At 72.4% G+C, this 17,265-nt stretch carries 14 protein-coding genes, 1 tRNA gene and 1 other RNA gene; 10 read left to right on the top strand and 6 right to left on the bottom strand.

Annotation, left to right across the window (positions count from 1 at the left end):
* Positions 1-93: 93 nt before the first annotated feature.
* Complete coding sequence (locus ACFQ2V_RS19700; protein WP_386054642.1) at positions 94-2,841, bottom strand: DNA polymerase III subunit gamma and tau; 2,748 nt, start codon at positions 2,839-2,841, stop codon at positions 94-96.
* Between the two features lie 183 nt (positions 2,842-3,024).
* Here ACFQ2V_RS19700 and egtB point away from each other — a divergent pair, with 183 nt between their 5' ends.
* The 6 genes from egtB (at position 3,025) to ACFQ2V_RS19670 (ending at position 9,256) form a co-directional block, all read left to right on the top strand.
* Positions 3,025-4,338, top strand: a complete 1,314-nt coding sequence (egtB, locus tag ACFQ2V_RS19695; protein WP_386054641.1) for an ergothioneine biosynthesis protein EgtB — start codon at positions 3,025-3,027, stop codon at positions 4,336-4,338.
* The gene (egtD, locus tag ACFQ2V_RS19690) at positions 4,335-5,315 is read left to right on the top strand and encodes an L-histidine N(alpha)-methyltransferase (protein ID WP_386054640.1); all 981 of its coding nucleotides are present in this window, start codon (positions 4,335-4,337) and stop codon (positions 5,313-5,315) included. Before egtB ends, egtD begins: the two co-directional genes overlap by 4 nt.
* Positions 5,316-5,429: 114 nt before the next feature.
* Entirely contained in the window at positions 5,430-5,891 is a 462-nt protein-coding gene (locus tag ACFQ2V_RS19685; protein ID WP_386054639.1) for a DUF3817 domain-containing protein, read from the top strand.
* Between the two features lie 68 nt (positions 5,892-5,959).
* Positions 5,960-6,616 carry an ABC transporter ATP-binding protein gene (locus tag ACFQ2V_RS19680; protein ID WP_386054638.1) on the top strand — a complete coding sequence of 219 codons (657 nt, stop codon included), beginning with the start codon at positions 5,960-5,962 and terminating at the stop codon, positions 6,614-6,616.
* Positions 6,616-8,007, top strand: a complete 1,392-nt coding sequence (locus tag ACFQ2V_RS19675) for a hypothetical protein (RefSeq protein ID WP_386054637.1) — start codon at positions 6,616-6,618, stop codon at positions 8,005-8,007. Before ACFQ2V_RS19680 ends, ACFQ2V_RS19675 begins: the two co-directional genes overlap by 1 nt.
* A 49-nt stretch (positions 8,008-8,056) precedes the next feature.
* Entirely contained in the window at positions 8,057-9,256 is a 1,200-nt protein-coding gene (locus tag ACFQ2V_RS19670; RefSeq protein WP_386054636.1) for a GNAT family N-acetyltransferase, read from the top strand.
* Positions 9,257-9,354: 98 nt separating this feature from the next.
* Here ACFQ2V_RS19670 and ACFQ2V_RS19665 read toward each other — a convergent pair whose 3' ends face one another.
* Positions 9,355-10,578, bottom strand: coding sequence for an MFS transporter (locus tag ACFQ2V_RS19665; RefSeq protein ID WP_386054635.1), 1,224 nt, complete (start codon positions 10,576-10,578; stop codon positions 9,355-9,357).
* A 75-nt stretch (positions 10,579-10,653) separates the two neighbouring features.
* Here ACFQ2V_RS19665 and ACFQ2V_RS19660 point away from each other — a divergent pair, with 75 nt between their 5' ends.
* Positions 10,654-11,727 (top strand): LacI family DNA-binding transcriptional regulator, encoded by a 1,074-nt coding sequence (locus tag ACFQ2V_RS19660; protein WP_386054634.1) that lies wholly within the window; start codon positions 10,654-10,656, stop codon positions 11,725-11,727.
* Between the two features lie 22 nt (positions 11,728-11,749).
* Here the strand turns inward: ACFQ2V_RS19660 and ffs are convergent.
* The 3 genes from ffs to ACFQ2V_RS19645 form a co-directional block, all read right to left on the bottom strand.
* Positions 11,750-11,846: signal recognition particle sRNA small type (gene ffs, locus ACFQ2V_RS19655), an RNA gene on the bottom strand.
* 24 nt (positions 11,847-11,870) lie between these two features.
* Positions 11,871-13,199, bottom strand: coding sequence for an MFS transporter (locus ACFQ2V_RS19650; RefSeq protein WP_386054633.1), 1,329 nt, complete (start codon positions 13,197-13,199; stop codon positions 11,871-11,873).
* 112 nt (positions 13,200-13,311) lie between these two features.
* Positions 13,312-13,399: transfer RNA gene (locus tag ACFQ2V_RS19645), tRNA-Ser, on the bottom strand.
* A 76-nt stretch (positions 13,400-13,475) separates the two neighbouring features.
* Here ACFQ2V_RS19645 and ACFQ2V_RS19640 point away from each other — a divergent pair.
* The 3 genes from ACFQ2V_RS19640 (at position 13,476) to ACFQ2V_RS19630 (ending at position 16,597) form a co-directional block, all read left to right on the top strand.
* Entirely contained in the window at positions 13,476-14,396 is a 921-nt protein-coding gene (locus tag ACFQ2V_RS19640; RefSeq protein WP_386054632.1) for an MBL fold metallo-hydrolase, read from the top strand.
* A gap of 43 nt (positions 14,397-14,439) precedes the next feature.
* Positions 14,440-15,459 (top strand): ornithine carbamoyltransferase, encoded by a 1,020-nt coding sequence (gene argF, locus ACFQ2V_RS19635; protein ID WP_386054631.1) that lies wholly within the window; start codon positions 14,440-14,442, stop codon positions 15,457-15,459.
* A gap of 97 nt (positions 15,460-15,556) precedes the next feature.
* Entirely contained in the window at positions 15,557-16,597 is a 1,041-nt protein-coding gene (locus ACFQ2V_RS19630) for a metallophosphoesterase (RefSeq protein ID WP_386054630.1), read from the top strand.
* 109 nt (positions 16,598-16,706) lie between these two features.
* On the opposite strand, the gene ACFQ2V_RS19625 is transcribed toward ACFQ2V_RS19630, so the two are convergent.
* Positions 16,707-17,255 carry a LytR C-terminal domain-containing protein gene (locus ACFQ2V_RS19625; protein WP_386054629.1) on the bottom strand — a complete coding sequence of 183 codons (549 nt, stop codon included), beginning with the start codon at positions 17,253-17,255 and terminating at the stop codon, positions 16,707-16,709.
* Between the last annotated feature and the right edge of the window lie 10 nt (positions 17,256-17,265).

Raw genomic sequence — 17,265 nt, 5'->3', positions numbered from 1 at the left:
GTACCGCCGCTCAGGTCGGCGCGAGTCCCGAATCCTCACCGTTCCCAAGGCCGCCGGGCGACCACTGGTCACCGGCCCAGTGAGCGCCGAGGCCTACTCGTCGAGCTCCTGGACCACGCGGCCGCCGAGCACCTTCTCGATGACCGACCGGCCCATGTCGTTGGAATGCTCGATGTCCTCGTCGTCGTCGCTGACGGCCGAGTCGTCGGTGACGGGCTGGCGGGGCTGGTCGTCGTCGGCGGCACGCGACGACGCCGAACGCGACCGGGCCTGCGCGAAGGACTGGCGCACGGCACTCGCCCCTCGCAAGGCCGAGGCGGTGGGGACACCGTCGGCCGGTGCCGCCCCGGCCTCCGTCGCTGCCGGGGTGGTCTGCGTCGTCGGGCCGGTGGCGGCTCGGGCTGCCGTCGCGGGCGCCGCGCCCGCCGGAGCTGCGCCGCCCCCGGGCGACGAGACGGCGCCGGGCTCGTTCGAGTCGGAGTCGGACCCCGCCGTGGGGCCGGTTGCCCAGTCGGGGGCGGGACCCGTGGCGGCCCCCCATCCGGCGTTCTCCTCGTGCGAGCGGCCCGAGACGGGGCTCAGCCCCGCATCGGCGAGGGCGGAGGCGCCACGCTCGACGTCACCGCCTGACGGTCTGGTCGGCCGGTCGCCCGCCGCGCGGGCAGGCTCATGACCCGCGCCGGCATCACCCCACGACCCGCGCGAGGCGCCGCCGTCGGCCGGACCTGAGGGTGCGGGCTCGCCGGCGCCTGCGGAGGGACCCTGCCCGCCTCCGACCGCGGAGGGACCCTGCCCGCCGGCGGGCGCCGGGGGACCGGGGTCGGGCGGCCCGGCGGGGACGGCCCCGGCAGGCGGGGCGACGGGCGCCTGCTGGGCTGCCTCGACGTGCACGCCGTCGACGATGGCGTCGACCCCCAGCTCGTCGATGAGTGCCTGGCGCACGATGTCGGAGTGGTTGCCGGCCCGGAAGGTCTGGGTGAGGCCCGCGGTCGCGATGCCGAGCGTCAGGGTGCGGCCGTCGAAGGAGGTGACCTGGGCGTTCTGCGAGACGAACGTCCAGGTGAGGCGCCGCATCGTGAAGATGCGACCGAGCACGTTGGGCCAGGCGCGGCGGATCGCATCGGTGTCCATGCCGCTGCCCGAGCCGGCTGCGGGGGCCGTGGCCGAGTCCGTGTCGCCGGAGGCAGGAGCCGGTGCCTGGGCGGCTGCCGCGCCACCTGCCGGAGGACGACCATGACCGCCGTCGCTCGCACCGGTCAGGTGCTGCGAGCCGGAGCCGCCGGACTCGGCGGCGGACGGACCGCCGACCGACTCCTGTGGCGCCACCACCGGCGGGGTTCCGGCCTCGGCGCGTGCCGCGTCCGGACGCCCGGCGTCGCCGGGCGCGGGAGCCCCGGACGGCCCGGGCGGTCCGCCCGAGGCGTCACCGCGCCCGACCACGGCCTCGACGTTCGAACGCCCGCCGCCGCCCATCCCGCCGGCCGAGTGGGACGGGCCACCCGAGGCGCCGCTCGACGGCGGCGTGTAGTCGGAGACCGTGCGCGCGGGTGCGCTCACCCCAGCCGGGGGTGCTGACGGAGGTGCTGACGGAGGTGCTGACGGGGACGACGCCGGGACGGTCTGCGGCGCGGCCGCCGAGCCGGACGGCATACCGAAGCCGCCGGAGGCGCTGGGGACGCCGCCGACGTCGAGGCGACGCTCGAGCCGGTCGAGGCGGGCGGCGTACCCCTGCTCCCCCGACGAGCCCGGCAGGAGGATGCGCGCGCAGATCAGCTCGAGCTGCAGCCGCGGCGCCGTGGCGCCGGTCATCTCGGTGAGGCCGCTGTTGACGATGTCGGCGGCCCGCGACAGGGCGCCGGGCCCGAAGGCGGACTGCTGGACGCGCATGCGCTCGAGCTGGTCCTCGGGCACGCCGCGCAGCACCTGCGAGACGCCGTCGGGGATGGCCGCGACGATGATGAGGTCGCGCAGCCGCTCCAGGAGGTCCTCGATGAAGCGGCGCGGGTCGTGGCCCGACTCGATGACCTTGTCGATCTGCCGGAAGGTGGCTGCGCCGTCACCCGCCGCCAGGGCGTCGACGGTGCTGTCGAGCAGCTCGCCGTCGGTGAAGCCGAGCAGTGACACGGCGCCGTCGTAGGTCAGCCCCTCGGGACCCGACCCGGCGATGAGCTGGTCGAGGACGGACAGCGAGTCACGCACCGAGCCCCCGCCGGCGCGCGTGACGAAGCTGAGCACGCCCGGCTGGACCGCCACGTGCTCGGACTCGAGCAGCCGCTCCATGTAGGCGGAGAGCTTGGCGGGCGGGACCAGCCGGAACGGGTAGTGGTGCGTGCGCGAGCGGATCGTGCCGATGACCTTCTCGGGCTCGGTCGTCGCGAAGACGAACTTCACGTGCTCGGGCGGCTCCTCGACGATCTTGAGGAGGGCGTTGAAGCCCTGCGGCGTCACCATGTGCGCCTCGTCGATGATGTAGATCTTGAAGCGGCTCTGCGCCGGGCCGTAGGAGGCGCGTTCGCGCAGGTCACGCGCGTCGTCGACGCCACCGTGGCTCGCGGCGTCGATCTCGATGACGTCGACCGAGCCCGGTCCACCGCGGGCGAGCGCCGTGCACGACTGGCAGGTGCCGCACGGCTCGGGCGTCGGGCCCTGCTCGCAGTTGAGGCAGCGCGCGAGGATGCGGGCGCTCGTCGTCTTGCCGCAGCCGCGCGGGCCGCTGAAGAGGTAGGCGTGGTTGACACGGCCCGTGCGCAGCGCCTGCATGAGCGGCTCGGTCACGTGCTCCTGCCCGATGACGTCGGCGAAGCTCTCGGGCCGGTAGCGGCGGTACAGGGCGGTGGCCATGCCGGAAACCCTAACCGCCCGGACCGACGCCGGTCTGTCCGGTGAACGGGTACTGACGGAAGGTTGACCGATCACCCAGATCGCCCGCGACCGCTGGCCGACTGTCGGTGACCCGGCCTAGGGTCTAAGGCACTCCGGTCCGGGTGCAACCAGCGCTGTCAGCGACCGAAGGAGGAGGACACGATGCCCGATCCGATGCCGCCCAGGACATCCCCCAGCAGCTGGGACGCCGACACCCTGGTGGCCCGCTACGACGAGGTCCGCGCCCACACCGAGTCCCTCGCCGCCCCGCTCTCTCCCGAGGACCAGACCGTCCAGTCGATGCCCGACGTCTCGCCGACGAAGTGGCATCGGGCGCACGTCACGTGGTTCTTCGAGACGTTCGTGCTCGCCGAGAACGAGCCGTCGTTCACGCCCTACCAGGACAAGTACTGGTTCCTCTTCAACAGCTACTACGAGGGCGTCGGCCCCCGCTACGCGCGCGCCGAGCGTGGCCACATCACGCGGCCGGGCGCCCATGACGTCGGCCTCTACCGCCACAACGTCGACGCCCGCATGCGCGACCTCGTCGCGACGCTCGACGGCGGTGCCCTCGAGAAGCTCTCCTCCACCATCGAGCTCGGGTTCCACCACGAGCAGCAGCACCAGGAGCTGCTCCTGATGGACATCAAGCACGTGCTGTCGGTGAACCCGCTCCAACCGGCGTATGCCGGCACCCCCCTCACGCCGTCCGAGCCCGACCCGATGGGCTGGGTCGACGTGGCGGGCGGCCTCGTCGAGGTCGGCCACCGGGGCGGTGGGTTCTCCTTCGACAACGAGCTGCCGCTGCACCAGCAGTGGCTCGAGCCCTACCGCCTCGCCGACCGGCTCGTCACGAACGGCGAGTGGCTCCGGTTCATGGCCGACCGCGGCTACGAGCGCCACGAGCTCTGGCTCTCCGACGGCTGGGCCCGGGTCGGCGCCGAGGGCTGGCGCGCACCGTTCTACTGGCGGCAGGTCGACGGCGTGTGGTTCGAGCACACCCTGAGCGGCACCCGTCCGGTCGACCCGGGCCTGCCGGTGAGCCACGTCAGCCACTACGAGGCCGACGCGTACGCCACGTGGGCCGGCAAGCGGCTGCCCAGCGAGGGCGAGTGGGAGCACGCCGTCGTCGCCGACGGGCAGGCCGAGGCGCCCCCGACCGGCGCCAACCTCGCCGACCTGCAGACCTTCCACCCGCGGCCCGCCGGGCCGCCCACCGGTCACCTGCGGCAGGTCTACGGCGACTGCTGGGAGTGGACGAGCTCGGCCTACCTCGCCTATCCCGGCTACCACCCGCCGGCCGGAGCCATCGGCGAGTACAACGGCAAGTTCATGTCGGGCCAGATGGTGCTGCGCGGCGGCTGCGCGCTGACGCCGCCCGGCCATGCGCGGGCGAGCTACCGCAACTTCTTCCCGCCGGGGTCGCGCTGGGCCCTGTCCGGGGTGCGCCTCGCCGACGGCGGGGTGCGCTCGTGACGCGGCGCGAGCCGGTCGTCACGGTGGCACTCGACCCCGACTGTGCCTCGGGCTCGCTGGTGTCCGACGTACGCCGCGGGCTGGGGTCGCAGCCGCGCACCCTCGCGCCCAAGTGGCTCTACGACGACGTCGGCTCCGACCTCTTCGACGAGATCACCCGGCTGCCCGAGTACTACCCGACCGAGTGCGAGCGGGCGATCCTGCGCGAGCACGCCGACGACATCGTGGCGGCGTGCGACGCGACCACGTTCGTCGAGCTCGGCAGCGGCACCAGCGACAAGACGCGCACCCTCCTCGACGCGTTCACCTCGACCGGGCGACTCGAGAGGTTCGTCCCGGTCGACGTCTCCGAGCAGACGCTCCGCGACGCCGCGGCGATGCTCTGCGAGCGCTACCCGTCCCTGCGGGTCGAGGCGCTCGTCGGCGACTTCACGCTGCACCTCGGGCACCTGCCCCGGGGCGACCGGCGCCTCGTCGCCTTCCTCGGCGGCACCATCGGCAACTTCTACGTCGAGGAGCGCGCGGCCTTCCTCGGGGCCCTGCACGACAGCCTGGAGCCCGGCGACTGGTTCCTGCTCGGCACCGACCTCGTCAAGAGCGCCGACCGGCTGATCGCGGCCTACGACGACAGCCGAGGCGTCACGGCCAGGTTCGTGACCAACTGCCTGCGGGTGCTCAACCGCGAGCTCGGTTCCGACTTCGACATCGACGCGTTCTCCTACGTGCCCTTCTGGGACCCACGCCAGGAGCGCATGGACCTCCGCCTGCGGGCCGACATGCCACAGCGGGTCACCATCCCCGGCGCCGACCTCGTGTTCGACCTCGCCCACGGCGAGGAGATCCGGGTCGAGATCTCGACGAAGTTCCGTCGGGAGAGCCTGCGCGCCGAGCTCGGCGCGGCCGGCTTCACGGTCGAGCGCACGTGGACCGACGACGGTGGCGACTTCGCCCTCACCCTGGCCCGCCGCGACGCCTGAACGCCCCTTCCGCCGCCCTACACGCTCACCGGGAAAGCGGGGCGGTGGGCAGAGGAGTCCTGCGCCTTTGGCACACTGGGCGCTCGAATACGACACGACGTAGGAGACGCCCGCATGACCCCTCGCACCCTGTACCGGCGGATCGCCGTCGCGGAGGTGGTCACCTGGGCGCTGCTGCTCCTCGGGATGGTCCTCAAGTACGTCACGAAGTCCACCGAGCTCGGCGTCAGGGTCTTCGGCCTGGCCCACGGCTTCGTGTTCATCGCCTACTGCCTCACCACGCTGCTGCTCTGGGTCAACCAGCGCTGGACCGCCCGCGAGGGCCTGCTCGGTCTGCTCAGTGCGGTGCCGCCGTTCCTCACCGTCTGGTGGGAGCGCCGGCTCGAGCGCCGCGGTCGCCTCGACGACGGCTGGCGCCTCGGTCGCGGCGGCGAGACTCCGACCAGCCGCGCGGAGCGGGTCGTCACGGCACTGCTCGCACGCCCGGTCGTGGCCGTGGGTGTCGGCGTGGTCGCTGTCCTCGCCCTCACCGGAGTGGCCCTGGTCGTCGGGCCGCCGGTCGGCAAACAGGGCTGACACCGGCGACCCAGCCACACGGCATACGGTGTCGTCAGCCGGGCACGGGGCCCGGGCGAGGAGGCGAGATGGCTGCGGTCGCGGTGCTGAGCGGCGAGGTCCGGGCGCAGGGCGTCGGCAAGACGATCGACGAGACCACCCTGCTGCTGCCCACCGACGTGAGCGCCGACCCCGGCGAGTGTGTCGTGCTGCGCGGCCCCAACGGGTCTGGCAAGACGACCCTGCTGCGCATCATCGGGGGGCTCCTCGTCCCCACGACCGGCTCCGCGACGATCGGTGGCCGTGAGGCGGACGAGCGCGACCGTGCCGTGCGCGCAGCCGTGGCGGCGCTGCTGGGGGCCCCGACGACCTACCGTGACCTCACCCTCGTCGACCACCTCGTCCTCATCGACTCGACCTGGGGCGGCGAGCCCGCCTCGTCCGACGAGCGCAGCCTCGCCCTGCTCGACAGGCTCGGCATCGCCCACCTCGACGACCGCTTCCCGCACGAGCTGTCGTCGGGTCAGGAGCAGCTCTTCCGCCTCGCCCTGACCTTCTCGCGGCCCTCGAGCGTCGTGCTGCTCGACGAGCCCGAGCAGCGGCTCGACACGACGAAGCGCCAGGTCGTGGCCGACCTCATCCGCGAGCGCACGTCCGACGGCACGACCGTCGTGATGGCCTGCCACGACCCCGACCTCACGGCGAGCCTCGCCGGCCGGGTCGTCGACGTCGTCCCCGCACGCTGATGACGACGACTGAGCCCGCCGGGCCCTCGGTCGACTACGACGACCACGACCTGCTCGGTCAGGCCGACTGGGTGATCGGCGGTGAGGCCGCGCGCAAGGCCAGGCAGCAGGGCCTGTATGCCGGCTACGTCGCCTTCCTCGGCGCCCTCGTCTACGGCCTGCCGATCGTCCAGACGGTCTTCCGCACGTCCGACGCCGGGTCGCTGGGTCGTCAGCTGAGCTCACCGATGGCGATCGCCCTGCTCGTCGCATCGGTGTGCGCTCTCCTCGGTGCGGTCGTGTTCGCCGGTCGGTTCCGCGGTCCGGTCGTGCCACCCATGCCGTGGATCGACCTCGTGCTGTCCGCCCCTCTCGACCGCGCTCTGGCACTGCGCCGCTGGTGGGGCTATGCGGCTGTCGGCGGGCTCTTCCTCGGCACCCTCGGTGGTCTGACGGTCGGCGCCGGCCTCGCCTTCGCCAACCTGGGCGGAGTGGTGAGCATCGTCGTCACGACCGCGGCCGGCGCCGCGCTCGGAGTGCTCGCGACCCGCCTGTGGCTGTGGTCCCAGGTGCGGTCGTGGCCGGGGCCGGACCGCGGGCTGACGCTGCTCTGGCGCGTTCCGGACGCCCTGCGCGAGCTGCACGCCGAGTCGCTGCGGGCCCACTCGGCCAACACCTCGACGCTCGCGGGCTCCGCGCTCACCGGCAACCTGCGCACGGCCCGGCTGGCGCTGACCCGACCGGTGCACCACGGACGCTCCGCCCGGCTGCGGCCCGGTCGACCCTTCGGCGTGCTCGTCCGCCGCGACGTGCTCGGCCTGCGGCGCACGCCCGGCGCGTTCCTGTCGGGGCTCGGCCTCACCGCGCTCGGCGGGGCGGTCGTCACGTGGGCCTTCGCGCAGCCGGCGGCCCCGAGCGTCGCCGCGACGATCGGGCTGCTCCCGCTCTACCTCGGTTTCGGGGCCTGGTCGGAGGGGCTGCGCCTGCAGGCCGACAACGTCGGCACGCCGTCGCTGCTCGGCACCAACGAGGTGGCCGAGGCCGTGGCGCACCTCGTCGCACCCACCGCGCTGACCACGCTCGTGCTCGGCGCCTGGGTCGGCGTCACGGCCGTGTTCGGCCCGGTGCCCGCGAGCGCGACGCTGTCGTTGGTCATCGTGCTGGTCCTGGTCGTCGCCGGGAACGTGTTCGCCGCCTTCCGTGGCTCCCCGACGTTCGTGCTGCGACCCCAGACGGTCGTCGGCTGGTACGCGCTGCCCGCCCTCAGCGTCATCGTGGTGGGCTCTGTCGTCGCGGTGCTGACGAAGGCCGGCAGCTACACGTGGCTGTCGATCGTCAGCTGGCTCGCGTACGTCCTTCTCTTCTGGTCGATCTCGCGGGTGCGCAGGCTCACCTACCTGCATCGCACCTGACCGACAACCCGTTCGCGTGGTCGGAGGGCCTGTCGTTAGGTTCGAGGCCATGAGCGAGCTCCGCACCCGCGACGTCGTCGACGCCGACCTCCCCGCCGTCCTCTCGATCCGCAACCGCTCGTTCGGGCCCCTGGGCGTCGGTGGCGAGGACTGGTGGAGCCGCGTCTCGGCCGAGACGCTGGGCGGTCGGATGATCGCGGTGGTCGACGAGTCCGACCGGGTGCTCGGCGCTGGACGCATGCGCCCGTTCGAGCAGGCCTGGGGCGGACGCCACCTCCGGATGGGTGGCGTCGCCGGCGTCTACGTCGAGCCGAGCGCCCGCGGGACCGGGGTCGCGACGACCCTCACCCGCGCGCTCATCGCACGGATGGGCGAGCTCGGCGACGTGGTGTCGTGCCTCTTCCCGACGACGGCCTCCCTCTACCGACGTTCGGGCTACGAGATCGGCGGCTTCCGGACGCGTACCACGTACGCCGGCCACCTCCTTCGTGAACTCGGCTCCGCGCGTGCCGGGCGAGCCGTTGCCGCAGGCGGATCCGGCGCCAGGCCCGCGAGTCCCGAGGACGCCCAGCTCATGCAGGACCTCGCGCGCGAGGCACAGGCGAGGCACGGCGTGAGCGGCCCGATGGTGCCGACCACCGACGCTTTTCGCGGCATGCTCGAGCGCGACGAGCTCATCGGCTACGTCGTCGCCGACGGGTTCGTCGTCTACGACCTGTCCGACGGGGTCGTCACCGTCGAGCACCTGGTGGCCGGCTCGGCCCAGTCTGCGGCGGCGCTCTGGGGCCTCGTCGGGTCCGGGTCGTCGGCGGCGCCGACCGTGCACACGTACCTCGACCCGCGCGACCCGGTGACGCTCGCCCTCGGGGGCATGGCGGCGTACGAGGTGCACCAGACGCCGTGGATGGGCCGGGTCATCGACCTCGCCGCAGCCTTCGGGAACCGGGGCTTCGGCGCCCACACGTCGGTCGTGGGACAACTGGTCGCCGACGACCCCGACGCGCCGGCGAACACCGGCGCGTGGAGCCTCGCGGTGTCCGCAGGGCGCGGCACCGCAACCCGCGACGACGTGTCTGCGGTCGACGGGTCTGCGCTGCGGGTCGGCGCGAGGGGCCTCTCGGCACTGTGGTGCGGCTGGTCGGTGTCGCGACTGCGGCAGGCCGGTCTCGCCTCAGGTGGCAGCCCCGAGGGCGACGCTGCTCTGGACGCCGTCTTCACCGCCACCCCGTACATCACCGAGTACTTCTGAGCGCCGCCGCGCGAACCTCCTTCCCCAGTCGAAGAGCACTCCGTCAGCACGAGGCATACGGAGTGCTCTTTCGATCTGCTGGGTGGATCGCGCCGGTCTCAGACGGGGCGGGCAGTCTTCTCGGACTCGACCTTCTGGGGCTCGCGGACCGACGGGAGGGCGAGCAGGGCGATGACCGCCATGGCACCCACCACGAGGAGCGAGCGCAGCACGCCCACGTGGTCGCCGAGGAAGCCGAGCAGGGGCGGGCCCGCGAGGAACGCGGTGTAGCCGATCGTCGACACCACGCTCATGCGGGCGGCGGCCCGCTTGGGGTCGTCGGCGGCGGCGCTCATGCCGACGGGGAACCCGAGGCTCGCACCGACGCCCCAGATGGCCGCGCCGACGAAGGCGAGCACCGGACCACCGAAGACCACGAGCAGACAGCCGACGACGGCCGAGACGAACAGGACCCGCAGCACGGGGATGCGGCCCCGCTGGTCGAGCAGGCGCGTGCCGAGCAGGCGACCGGCCGTCATCGCGGACAGGAACACCGCGAAGCCCACGACGCCGAGCCAGCGCTCGAGGCCGTAGCCGTCCGAGAGCGCGACGGCCACCCAGTCGTTGGCCGTTCCCTCGGTGAACGCCGCCGCGAGCACGACGACGCCGATGAGCAGGGTGCGCGGCTCGCGCCAGGCCGCGCCGATGCCGGCCTTCTGCCTGACCTCGCTGCCGTGCTCGTCGAGCTCGACCGACCGGGCCAGGAAGGCCTTGAGGAACCACGGCGTGACGACCAGGAGCATCACGACGACGCCGATGAGGTGCGCGCCGATGGAGACGTGCATGGCCGAAAGACCGGCGCCGACCAGCGCGCTCACCACCGTGCCGCCGCTGAAGGCGGCGTGGAAGTGCGGCATGACGGCGCGCCCGAGAAGCCGCTCGACGGAGGCGCCCTCGAGGTTCATGCCGACGTCGAAGACGCCGGCACCCATTCCGACGAGGAAGAGTCCGGCCATGACGACGCCGCGGTTCTGCAGACCCGTGACCCCGACGCCGACCGCGACGAAACCCGCGCTCTGCACGAGCGCGGCTCCGAGCAGGGTGCGGGCCGCGCCGAGGTGATGCACGATCCAGCCGGAGATCGGCAGCCCGATGACCGAGCCGAGGGACGCCGCGAGCAGGGTGACGCCCAGCTCGCCGGCGGAGAGCGAGAGCTCGTGCTTGAGGTCGGGCACGCGCGAGGCGAATGCGGCGAAGGCGGCGCCGTTGATCGCGAAGGCGGTGAAGACGGCCGTCCGCGCGGTGCGGACGGTGGCGGCCGGCGGGGCGCTGGCGGCGGGCATGCGACAAGCCTCTCAGTAACAGTGTGAACGAGCCTCGAATCGTTTCGACTCGAATCGTTTCGATAGCATGCCCCCATGGTTGCCCGAGGTCAAGCCCGCCCCACGCTCCGCGACGTCGCCGAGAGCGCCGGGGTCTCGGTGTCGACCGCGTCGCTCGTCTTCAGCGGCAAGGGCCCGGTGGCCGAGGCCACCGCCGCCAAGGTGCGAGCCGCGGCTGTCGAGCTCGGCTTCACCGGGCCGAACCCCCTCGGGTCGTCGCTGCGACAGGGCCGCGCGGGTGCCGTCGGGGTGCTCGTCGAGGGCCGCCTCCAGCAGGCCTTCCGCGACCCGTTCGCGGTTGCCGTGCTCGACGGCCTCGCCGAGGAGCTCGAGCGGGTGCCGACCGGCATGCTCCTGCTCGCCCAGCCCACGGACGACCCCGGCTCGGTCGTGCCGCAGCTCGCCGGCCTGGCCCTCGACGCCCTCGTGTTCTCACTGTGCGGCCCGGGCGAGCACCCCGCCGTGGAACACCTCGCAGCACGCGGCATACCGATGTTCAGCACCGGCGTGCCCGCCGACCGTCGCATCACCCAGGTGCGGATCGACGAGCGGGCCTCGTTCGCCGAGGTCTCCAGGCACGTGCGCGACCTCGGCCACCGACGGGTCGCGTCGGTCGCGATGCCGCTGGCCGGCATGGGCGAGCCCGGCCCGGTGCGTGACGACCTCGCGGTCGAGCCCGACGCCGGGATCCCCTCGATCGGGCGGCTGCTCGGCTTCAGGGACGTGTTCGGGCCCGACGCGCCCGTCGTCCAGACGGGCGACGGGTCCTCGGTGGAGGGCGGCATCATCGCCGGCCGCCTGCTGCTCGATGTGCCCGACGGCGTGCGACCCACCGCGATCGTCGCCCAGTCCGACGTCATCGCAGCGGGCATCGTCATCGCCGCGGAGGAGCTGGGCCTGCGCGTGCCCGACGACGTCAGCGTGACCGGCTTCGACGGCGTCGACCTCCCCTGGCTGCCGCACCGCATCACGACGATGGACCAGCGAGGCCGCGAACGTGGCCGGATGGTCGGCCGGCTCGTGCGCCGCCGCCTCGACGGCAAGCGGCCACGCAGCGCCACCGCGCCCGTCACGCTGCGCGAGGGGACGACGACGGCGGCTCCCCGCTGACGGCCACCGGGCACCTGACGGGAAAAGGGACACCCCGCGTACCTGGAAGAGCTCTCCTACCCTTGCTGCATTCCTGCCCTGGGGGAGTTCGGAGAGGTACCACCACGCGGGGTGCCGACAGCGAGTGTATGCCGCCGCCGTCGTCAGCCGGAAATCGCCCCGTCCGCCGGGGTCGGGACCCCACCAGCCGCGACGCCGGGCGAGGACACCGGGTCGCGGATGCCGTTGACGTGCGCGGGCAGGCGCCGCTCGACGACGACGGCGATGACGGCGAGCACGAGGCAACCCCCGACGAGGAACCCGATGTAGGCCATGCCGAGACCGCGGCCGATGAGGGAGCTGGCCACGACCGGTCCGACGACGAAGGCGACGGAGAACATCAGCGAGCTGAGCGCGTTGTAGCGGCCACGCAGGTGGTCGGGCGCCAGGTCGTTGACCATCGCGGCGGTCGTCGGCTGCAGCATGGTCTCGCCGAGACCGAAGACGCCCGCGCACGCGCACAGCAGCACGGTGGCCACCACGGTGCCGGGCACGAGCGACGTCGCGCCGAGCAGTGACCACGCGACCATCCAGGTCAGCGCCATGACGACGGCCACGCGCGTGCGCCGCCTGCCCTCGATGCGCTGGAGGACGAAGAGCTGGAGCAGCACGATGACGACCGTGTTGGCGGCGAACGCGTAGCCGAGGCCCTCGGTCGAGATCTGGCCCTCGGCACGTGCGTAGGCAGGCAGGCCCGCGTTGAGCTGCGGGTAGGAGACGAGAGCTGACACCGCCACCAGCAGGAGCAGGGCACGCAGCCCGGGGTCGCGCAACAGGGCGAGGTAGGAGACCTTCGCGTCGTCGTCGGCCGGACGTTCGACCCGGTCGCGGGCATGCCGAAGCGGGACGAGCAGGATGACGAGCGCGGGCACGTAGCTGAGCGCGTCGAGCAGGTAGACGGTGGTGAAGGTGCCGGGCCGGGACACGTCGACGAACCTGCCGCCCACGATGCCGCCGATGCCGATGCCGAGGTTGAGCAGGGTGAAGTTGATGCCGAAGTAGCGCTGCCGCTGCTCGGACGGGATGAGGTTGCCGATGAGCGCACCCGAGGCCGGCCAGACGATGCCGAAGCCGTAGCCCATGAGCACGAGGGCGATCGCGGCCTGACCCGTGGTCGTGGCGAACGAGAGGACGACGTCGGCGACCAGCAGCGCGACGAGGCTGCTGACATAGACGCGGCGTGCCCCGATGCGGTCGATGAGGGCGCCGACGGGCGTGACCATGACGATGCCGACGCCTGCCTGGAGGGCGAGCAGCAGGCCCACGGTCTCGAGCGCGATGCCGCGCACCTCGTGGAGGTAGACGACCATGAACGGCAGGACCAACCCGGTGCCGATCGACTGGAAGACCACCGTCGAGATGAGCAGACGCCCCTCGCGTGGCAGGTCGTGCCAGAAGGAGGACAGCGGGGGGCGGACTGTGGTCGAGCTCACCGCCCGAGTCTGCCGCCCCCCACCGACACTCGTCGCGTCGATATCGCAGTCGCCGACAACGAGAACGAGAACGGCCCCCACCGCGCTTGGGCGCGATGGGGGCCGTTGCTGCTGGCGGAGGATGGGGGATTTGAACCCCCGAGGGTTTTATCCCAACACGATTTCCAATCGTGCGCACTAGGCCACTATGCGAATCCTCCGTCGCGCAGGCTACCGGAGGCCTGCCCCGCACGAGAAATCGACCCGTGGCCCGTCGACGACGAGCACAATCGCGCCATGGCCGACCGTGGGCGAGTACCGCTCGACACCGACGTGCAGTGGATCCACGGCGCACCGTCGCCGCGCCGCCGCCACGACCCGCCGCTCCAGGTCCACCAGCTCGCGCCCGGCACCGTGCTCATCCGGCAGAGCAAGGACCTCACGTACGAGGCGCCGTTCATCCTGCTGCTCCTCGGCGCGGAGCGCGCCCTGCTTCTCGACACCGGTGCCGTCGACGGCACCGCGCTGCGCCGCACCGTCGACCGGCTGCTCGACCGCCACGCGGCCACCCCAGCCGGCGACACGGCATACGCCCTCGTCGTCGCGCACACGCACGGGCACGGCGACCACGTCGCGGGCGACGCGGCGTTCGTGGACCGCCCGCACACGACCGTCGTGGGGCACGACGTGGCCGCGGTGCGCGCGTACTTCGGCTTCACGGGCTGGCCTGCCGAGGTGGTCACGTTCGACCTGGGCGACCGCGTGCTCGAGGTGTTCGGCATCCCCGGCCACCACGCGGCGTCCGTCGCCGTGTTCGACCCGTCCACGGGGCTGCTCCACACCGGCGACACGGTCTACCCCGGGCGCATCCACGTCGAGGACTCCGACGCCCTGCTCGCCACGCTCGACCGGCTCGTGGCCTTCTGCGACGAGCGCGACGTCACCCACGTCCTCGGCTGCCACGTCGAGATGACCGACCGGCCGGGGCGCGACTACGCGCTCGGCGCGCGCTACCAGCCCGACGAGCCGTCGCCCTTCATGACCACCACGCAGCTGAGGCAGGTGCGCGACGCCTTCCGGGCCGTCGCCCACCGCCCCGGCATCCACCGCTTCGACGACGTCGTCTTCTGCATCGGCGGGGGGCCGCGCGTCGTCGTGCCGCTGCAGGCCAGGGCGCTCGTCGCACGCGCGCGGTGGCTGGTCGGCAGGTCCCGTTGAGACCGGATTGCCGCGCGCGGCCCGCGCCTGACAGCATCGGCCGATGACCGCCGTCTCCGCCCTCTCAGGGCTCCACCGCCGCAACCTGCTCAAGGAGATCGACCTCACGCCCGACGAGTTCCGGGCCCTGCTCGACCTCGCCGCCGAGCTGAAGGCCGCCAAGCGCGAGGGCCGCGAGGAGCGCCGCCTGGCGGGCAAGAACATCGCCCTGGTCTTCGCGAAGACCTCGACGCGCACCCGCTGCGCCTTCGAGGTGGCGGCCGCCGACCAGGGCGCGAGCACCACCTACCTCGACCCGAGCGGCTCCCAGATCGGCCACAAGGAGTCGGCCAAGGACACCGCGCGGGTGCTGGGCCGGTTCTACGACGGCATCCAGTACCGCGGCGCGGGCCACGACGTCGTCGAGACGCTCGGCGCGTTCGCGGGCGTGCCGGTGTGGAACGGCCTCACCGACGACTGGCACCCGACGCAGTCGCTGTGCGACGCCCTGACGATGCGCGAGCACGCGGGCAAGCCCGACGAGCAGATCGCGTACGCGTACGTCGGCGACGCCCGCTTCAACATGGGCAACAGCCTCCTCGTCACCGGCGCCATCCTCGGCATGGACGTGCGCATCGTCGCACCGCAGCCGCTCTGGCCGTCCGACGACGTCGTCGCGATCGCGAGGAGGTATGCCGCCCGGACGGGTGCGCGGATCACGCTCACCGAGGACGTCGCCGAGGGCGTACGCGGCGTGGACTTCGTGCACACCGACGTGTGGGTGTCGATGGGTGAGGCCAAGGAGGTCTGGGACGAGCGGATCCGGCTTCTCCTGCCCTACCAGGTCAACGCGGAGATGCTTGCGGCGACAGGGAATCCGCGCGTGAAGTTCATGCACTGCCTGCCTGCGTTCCACGACCTGGAGACGAAGGTCGGGCAGGAGGTGCACGAGCAGTTCGGGCTCAAGGAGCTCGAGGTGACCGACGACGTGTTCGAGTCGGAGGCGTCCGTCGTCTTCGACCAGGCCGAGAACCGCATGCACACCATCAAGGCCCTCATGGTGGCGACCCTCGTCGAGCTCTGAGCCCGCGACCGTCCCAGCGGTCGGCCAGCCACCCGACGCCTGCCGTTCACGCGTTGGCGGTGGCGCCGTTCGACGGCGATGCGAGAGAACCGAACTCATGCACCTCACTCGCACCCACACCCTCGCAGCAGCTGCGGCAGCCCTCGTCCTCCTTCCCGCCGGCATCGGCTCCGCGCACGCCGTCGACGCCCCGGCCCCCGGCCAGCAGAAGGACGGCCACTACTCCTTCGCCGTCATCGGCGACGTGCCCTACGGCGCCGAACAGGTGGCGGCCTTCCCACGCTGGGTCGACCAGATCAACGCGACGCCCGACCTGTCGTTCACGGTCCATGTCGGCGACATCAAGAACGGCTCCTCGAAGTGCACCAACGAGTACTTCTCGATGATCCGCACGCAGTTCGACCGGTTCACCATGCCGCTCGTCTACACGCCGGGCGACAACGAGTGGACCGACTGCCACCGCACCAACAACGGCACCTACGACCCGCTCGAGCGGCTGTCGACGATCCGCTCGATGTTCTTCGACCACCCGGGCCGCACGCTGGGCGCCGACACGACCGTCGCGTCGCAGGAAGCGGCCGGCTTCCCGGAGAACGTGTCGTTCCGCCGGCAGGGCGTCGACATCGCGACCCTGCACGTCGTCGGCAGCAACGACGGCACGCTGCCCTGGCCCGAGCTGGGCTTCACGAGCCCGACGGCCGCACAGGTCGCCGAGGAGAAGGCGCGCATGGACAGCGCCGTGGCACAGGTGCGTTCGGCCTTCGCCTCAGCACGTCAGCGGCACGACCGCGCCGTCGCGCTCTTCCTGCAGGCCGACATGTTCGACCCGACGTACGACGTGACGTGGGCCGACAACTCGGCCTTCCAGCCGCTCGTGCGCGAGCTCGTCGCCCAGTCGGACGCCTTCGACGGCGAGGTCTACCTCTTCAACGGTGACAGCCACATCTACAACTCCGACCGCCCGCTCGCGGCCGGCTCGAAGTGGTTGGGCTTCTACGGCGTCGAGGGCTCGGCCGAGAACCTCGAGCGTGTGACCGTCGACGGTTCGAACAACAACAAGGACTTCCTCGTCGTGACGGTCAACCGCCCCGGCGCCGAGCACGTCCTCTCCTGGCAGCGCATCCCGTACGCCTCCTGACGTCCCACCGGCCCATCAGCCCGACGTCGAGAGGTCAGGGTCTGCGACAGGCTTTGGCCTCTCGACGTGCGAAGGGCGACAGACGTCGGCCTCTCGACGGTGGGGAGGGTCAGGGCTCGACGGTGACGCTGGGGCACTGGCGCAGGGTCTGCGTGGGGGCGGCCGCGACCGGCTCCTTGCCGAAGGCCTTCCACGCCTGCCCCACGACGAGGTCGACCGTGTCGCCCTTGCGCTTGTCGTTGACGAGCACGCCACCCGGCACGTGGGCCCGCACGAGGCGCGCCGAGGCCGCCCCCTCGGGGCCGAAGCGGATCTGTGCCACCTGCTTGACGCCGGCCTTCTTCGGGTCGTTGGAGACGGCCTTCACCTTGAAACCCCGGTCGACGGCGGTGCGCGCCACGGTCTTCGCGAGACCGGCCCGGCTCGTCGAGTTGTAGACGTTGAGACTGACGTCCTGAGGCGTGAGCGCCTGCTGCGGCGGCACGGTCGTGCACGGACCGGGCTTGGGCGTCGTGTCGCGGAAGTAGGTGGAGGCGTAGTAGAACGCCCCTGCCATGCTGAGCAGGACGAGCGCGATGACGATCGCCGATCGGCGCTGACGGCGCACGTGGTACGTGCGGTCGGCGTCCTGGGCCGCGTCCCTGGCCGCGTCCGGCATCCGCCCTCCT

The sequence above is a fragment of the Terrabacter terrigena genome (genome assembly GCF_042676085.1).
GTDB classification, from domain to species: domain Bacteria; phylum Actinomycetota; class Actinomycetes; order Actinomycetales; family Dermatophilaceae; genus Terrabacter; species Terrabacter terrigena.
The sequence above is the reverse complement of the archived record's forward strand: the minus strand, read 5'-3'. Positions and strand labels throughout refer to the sequence as shown.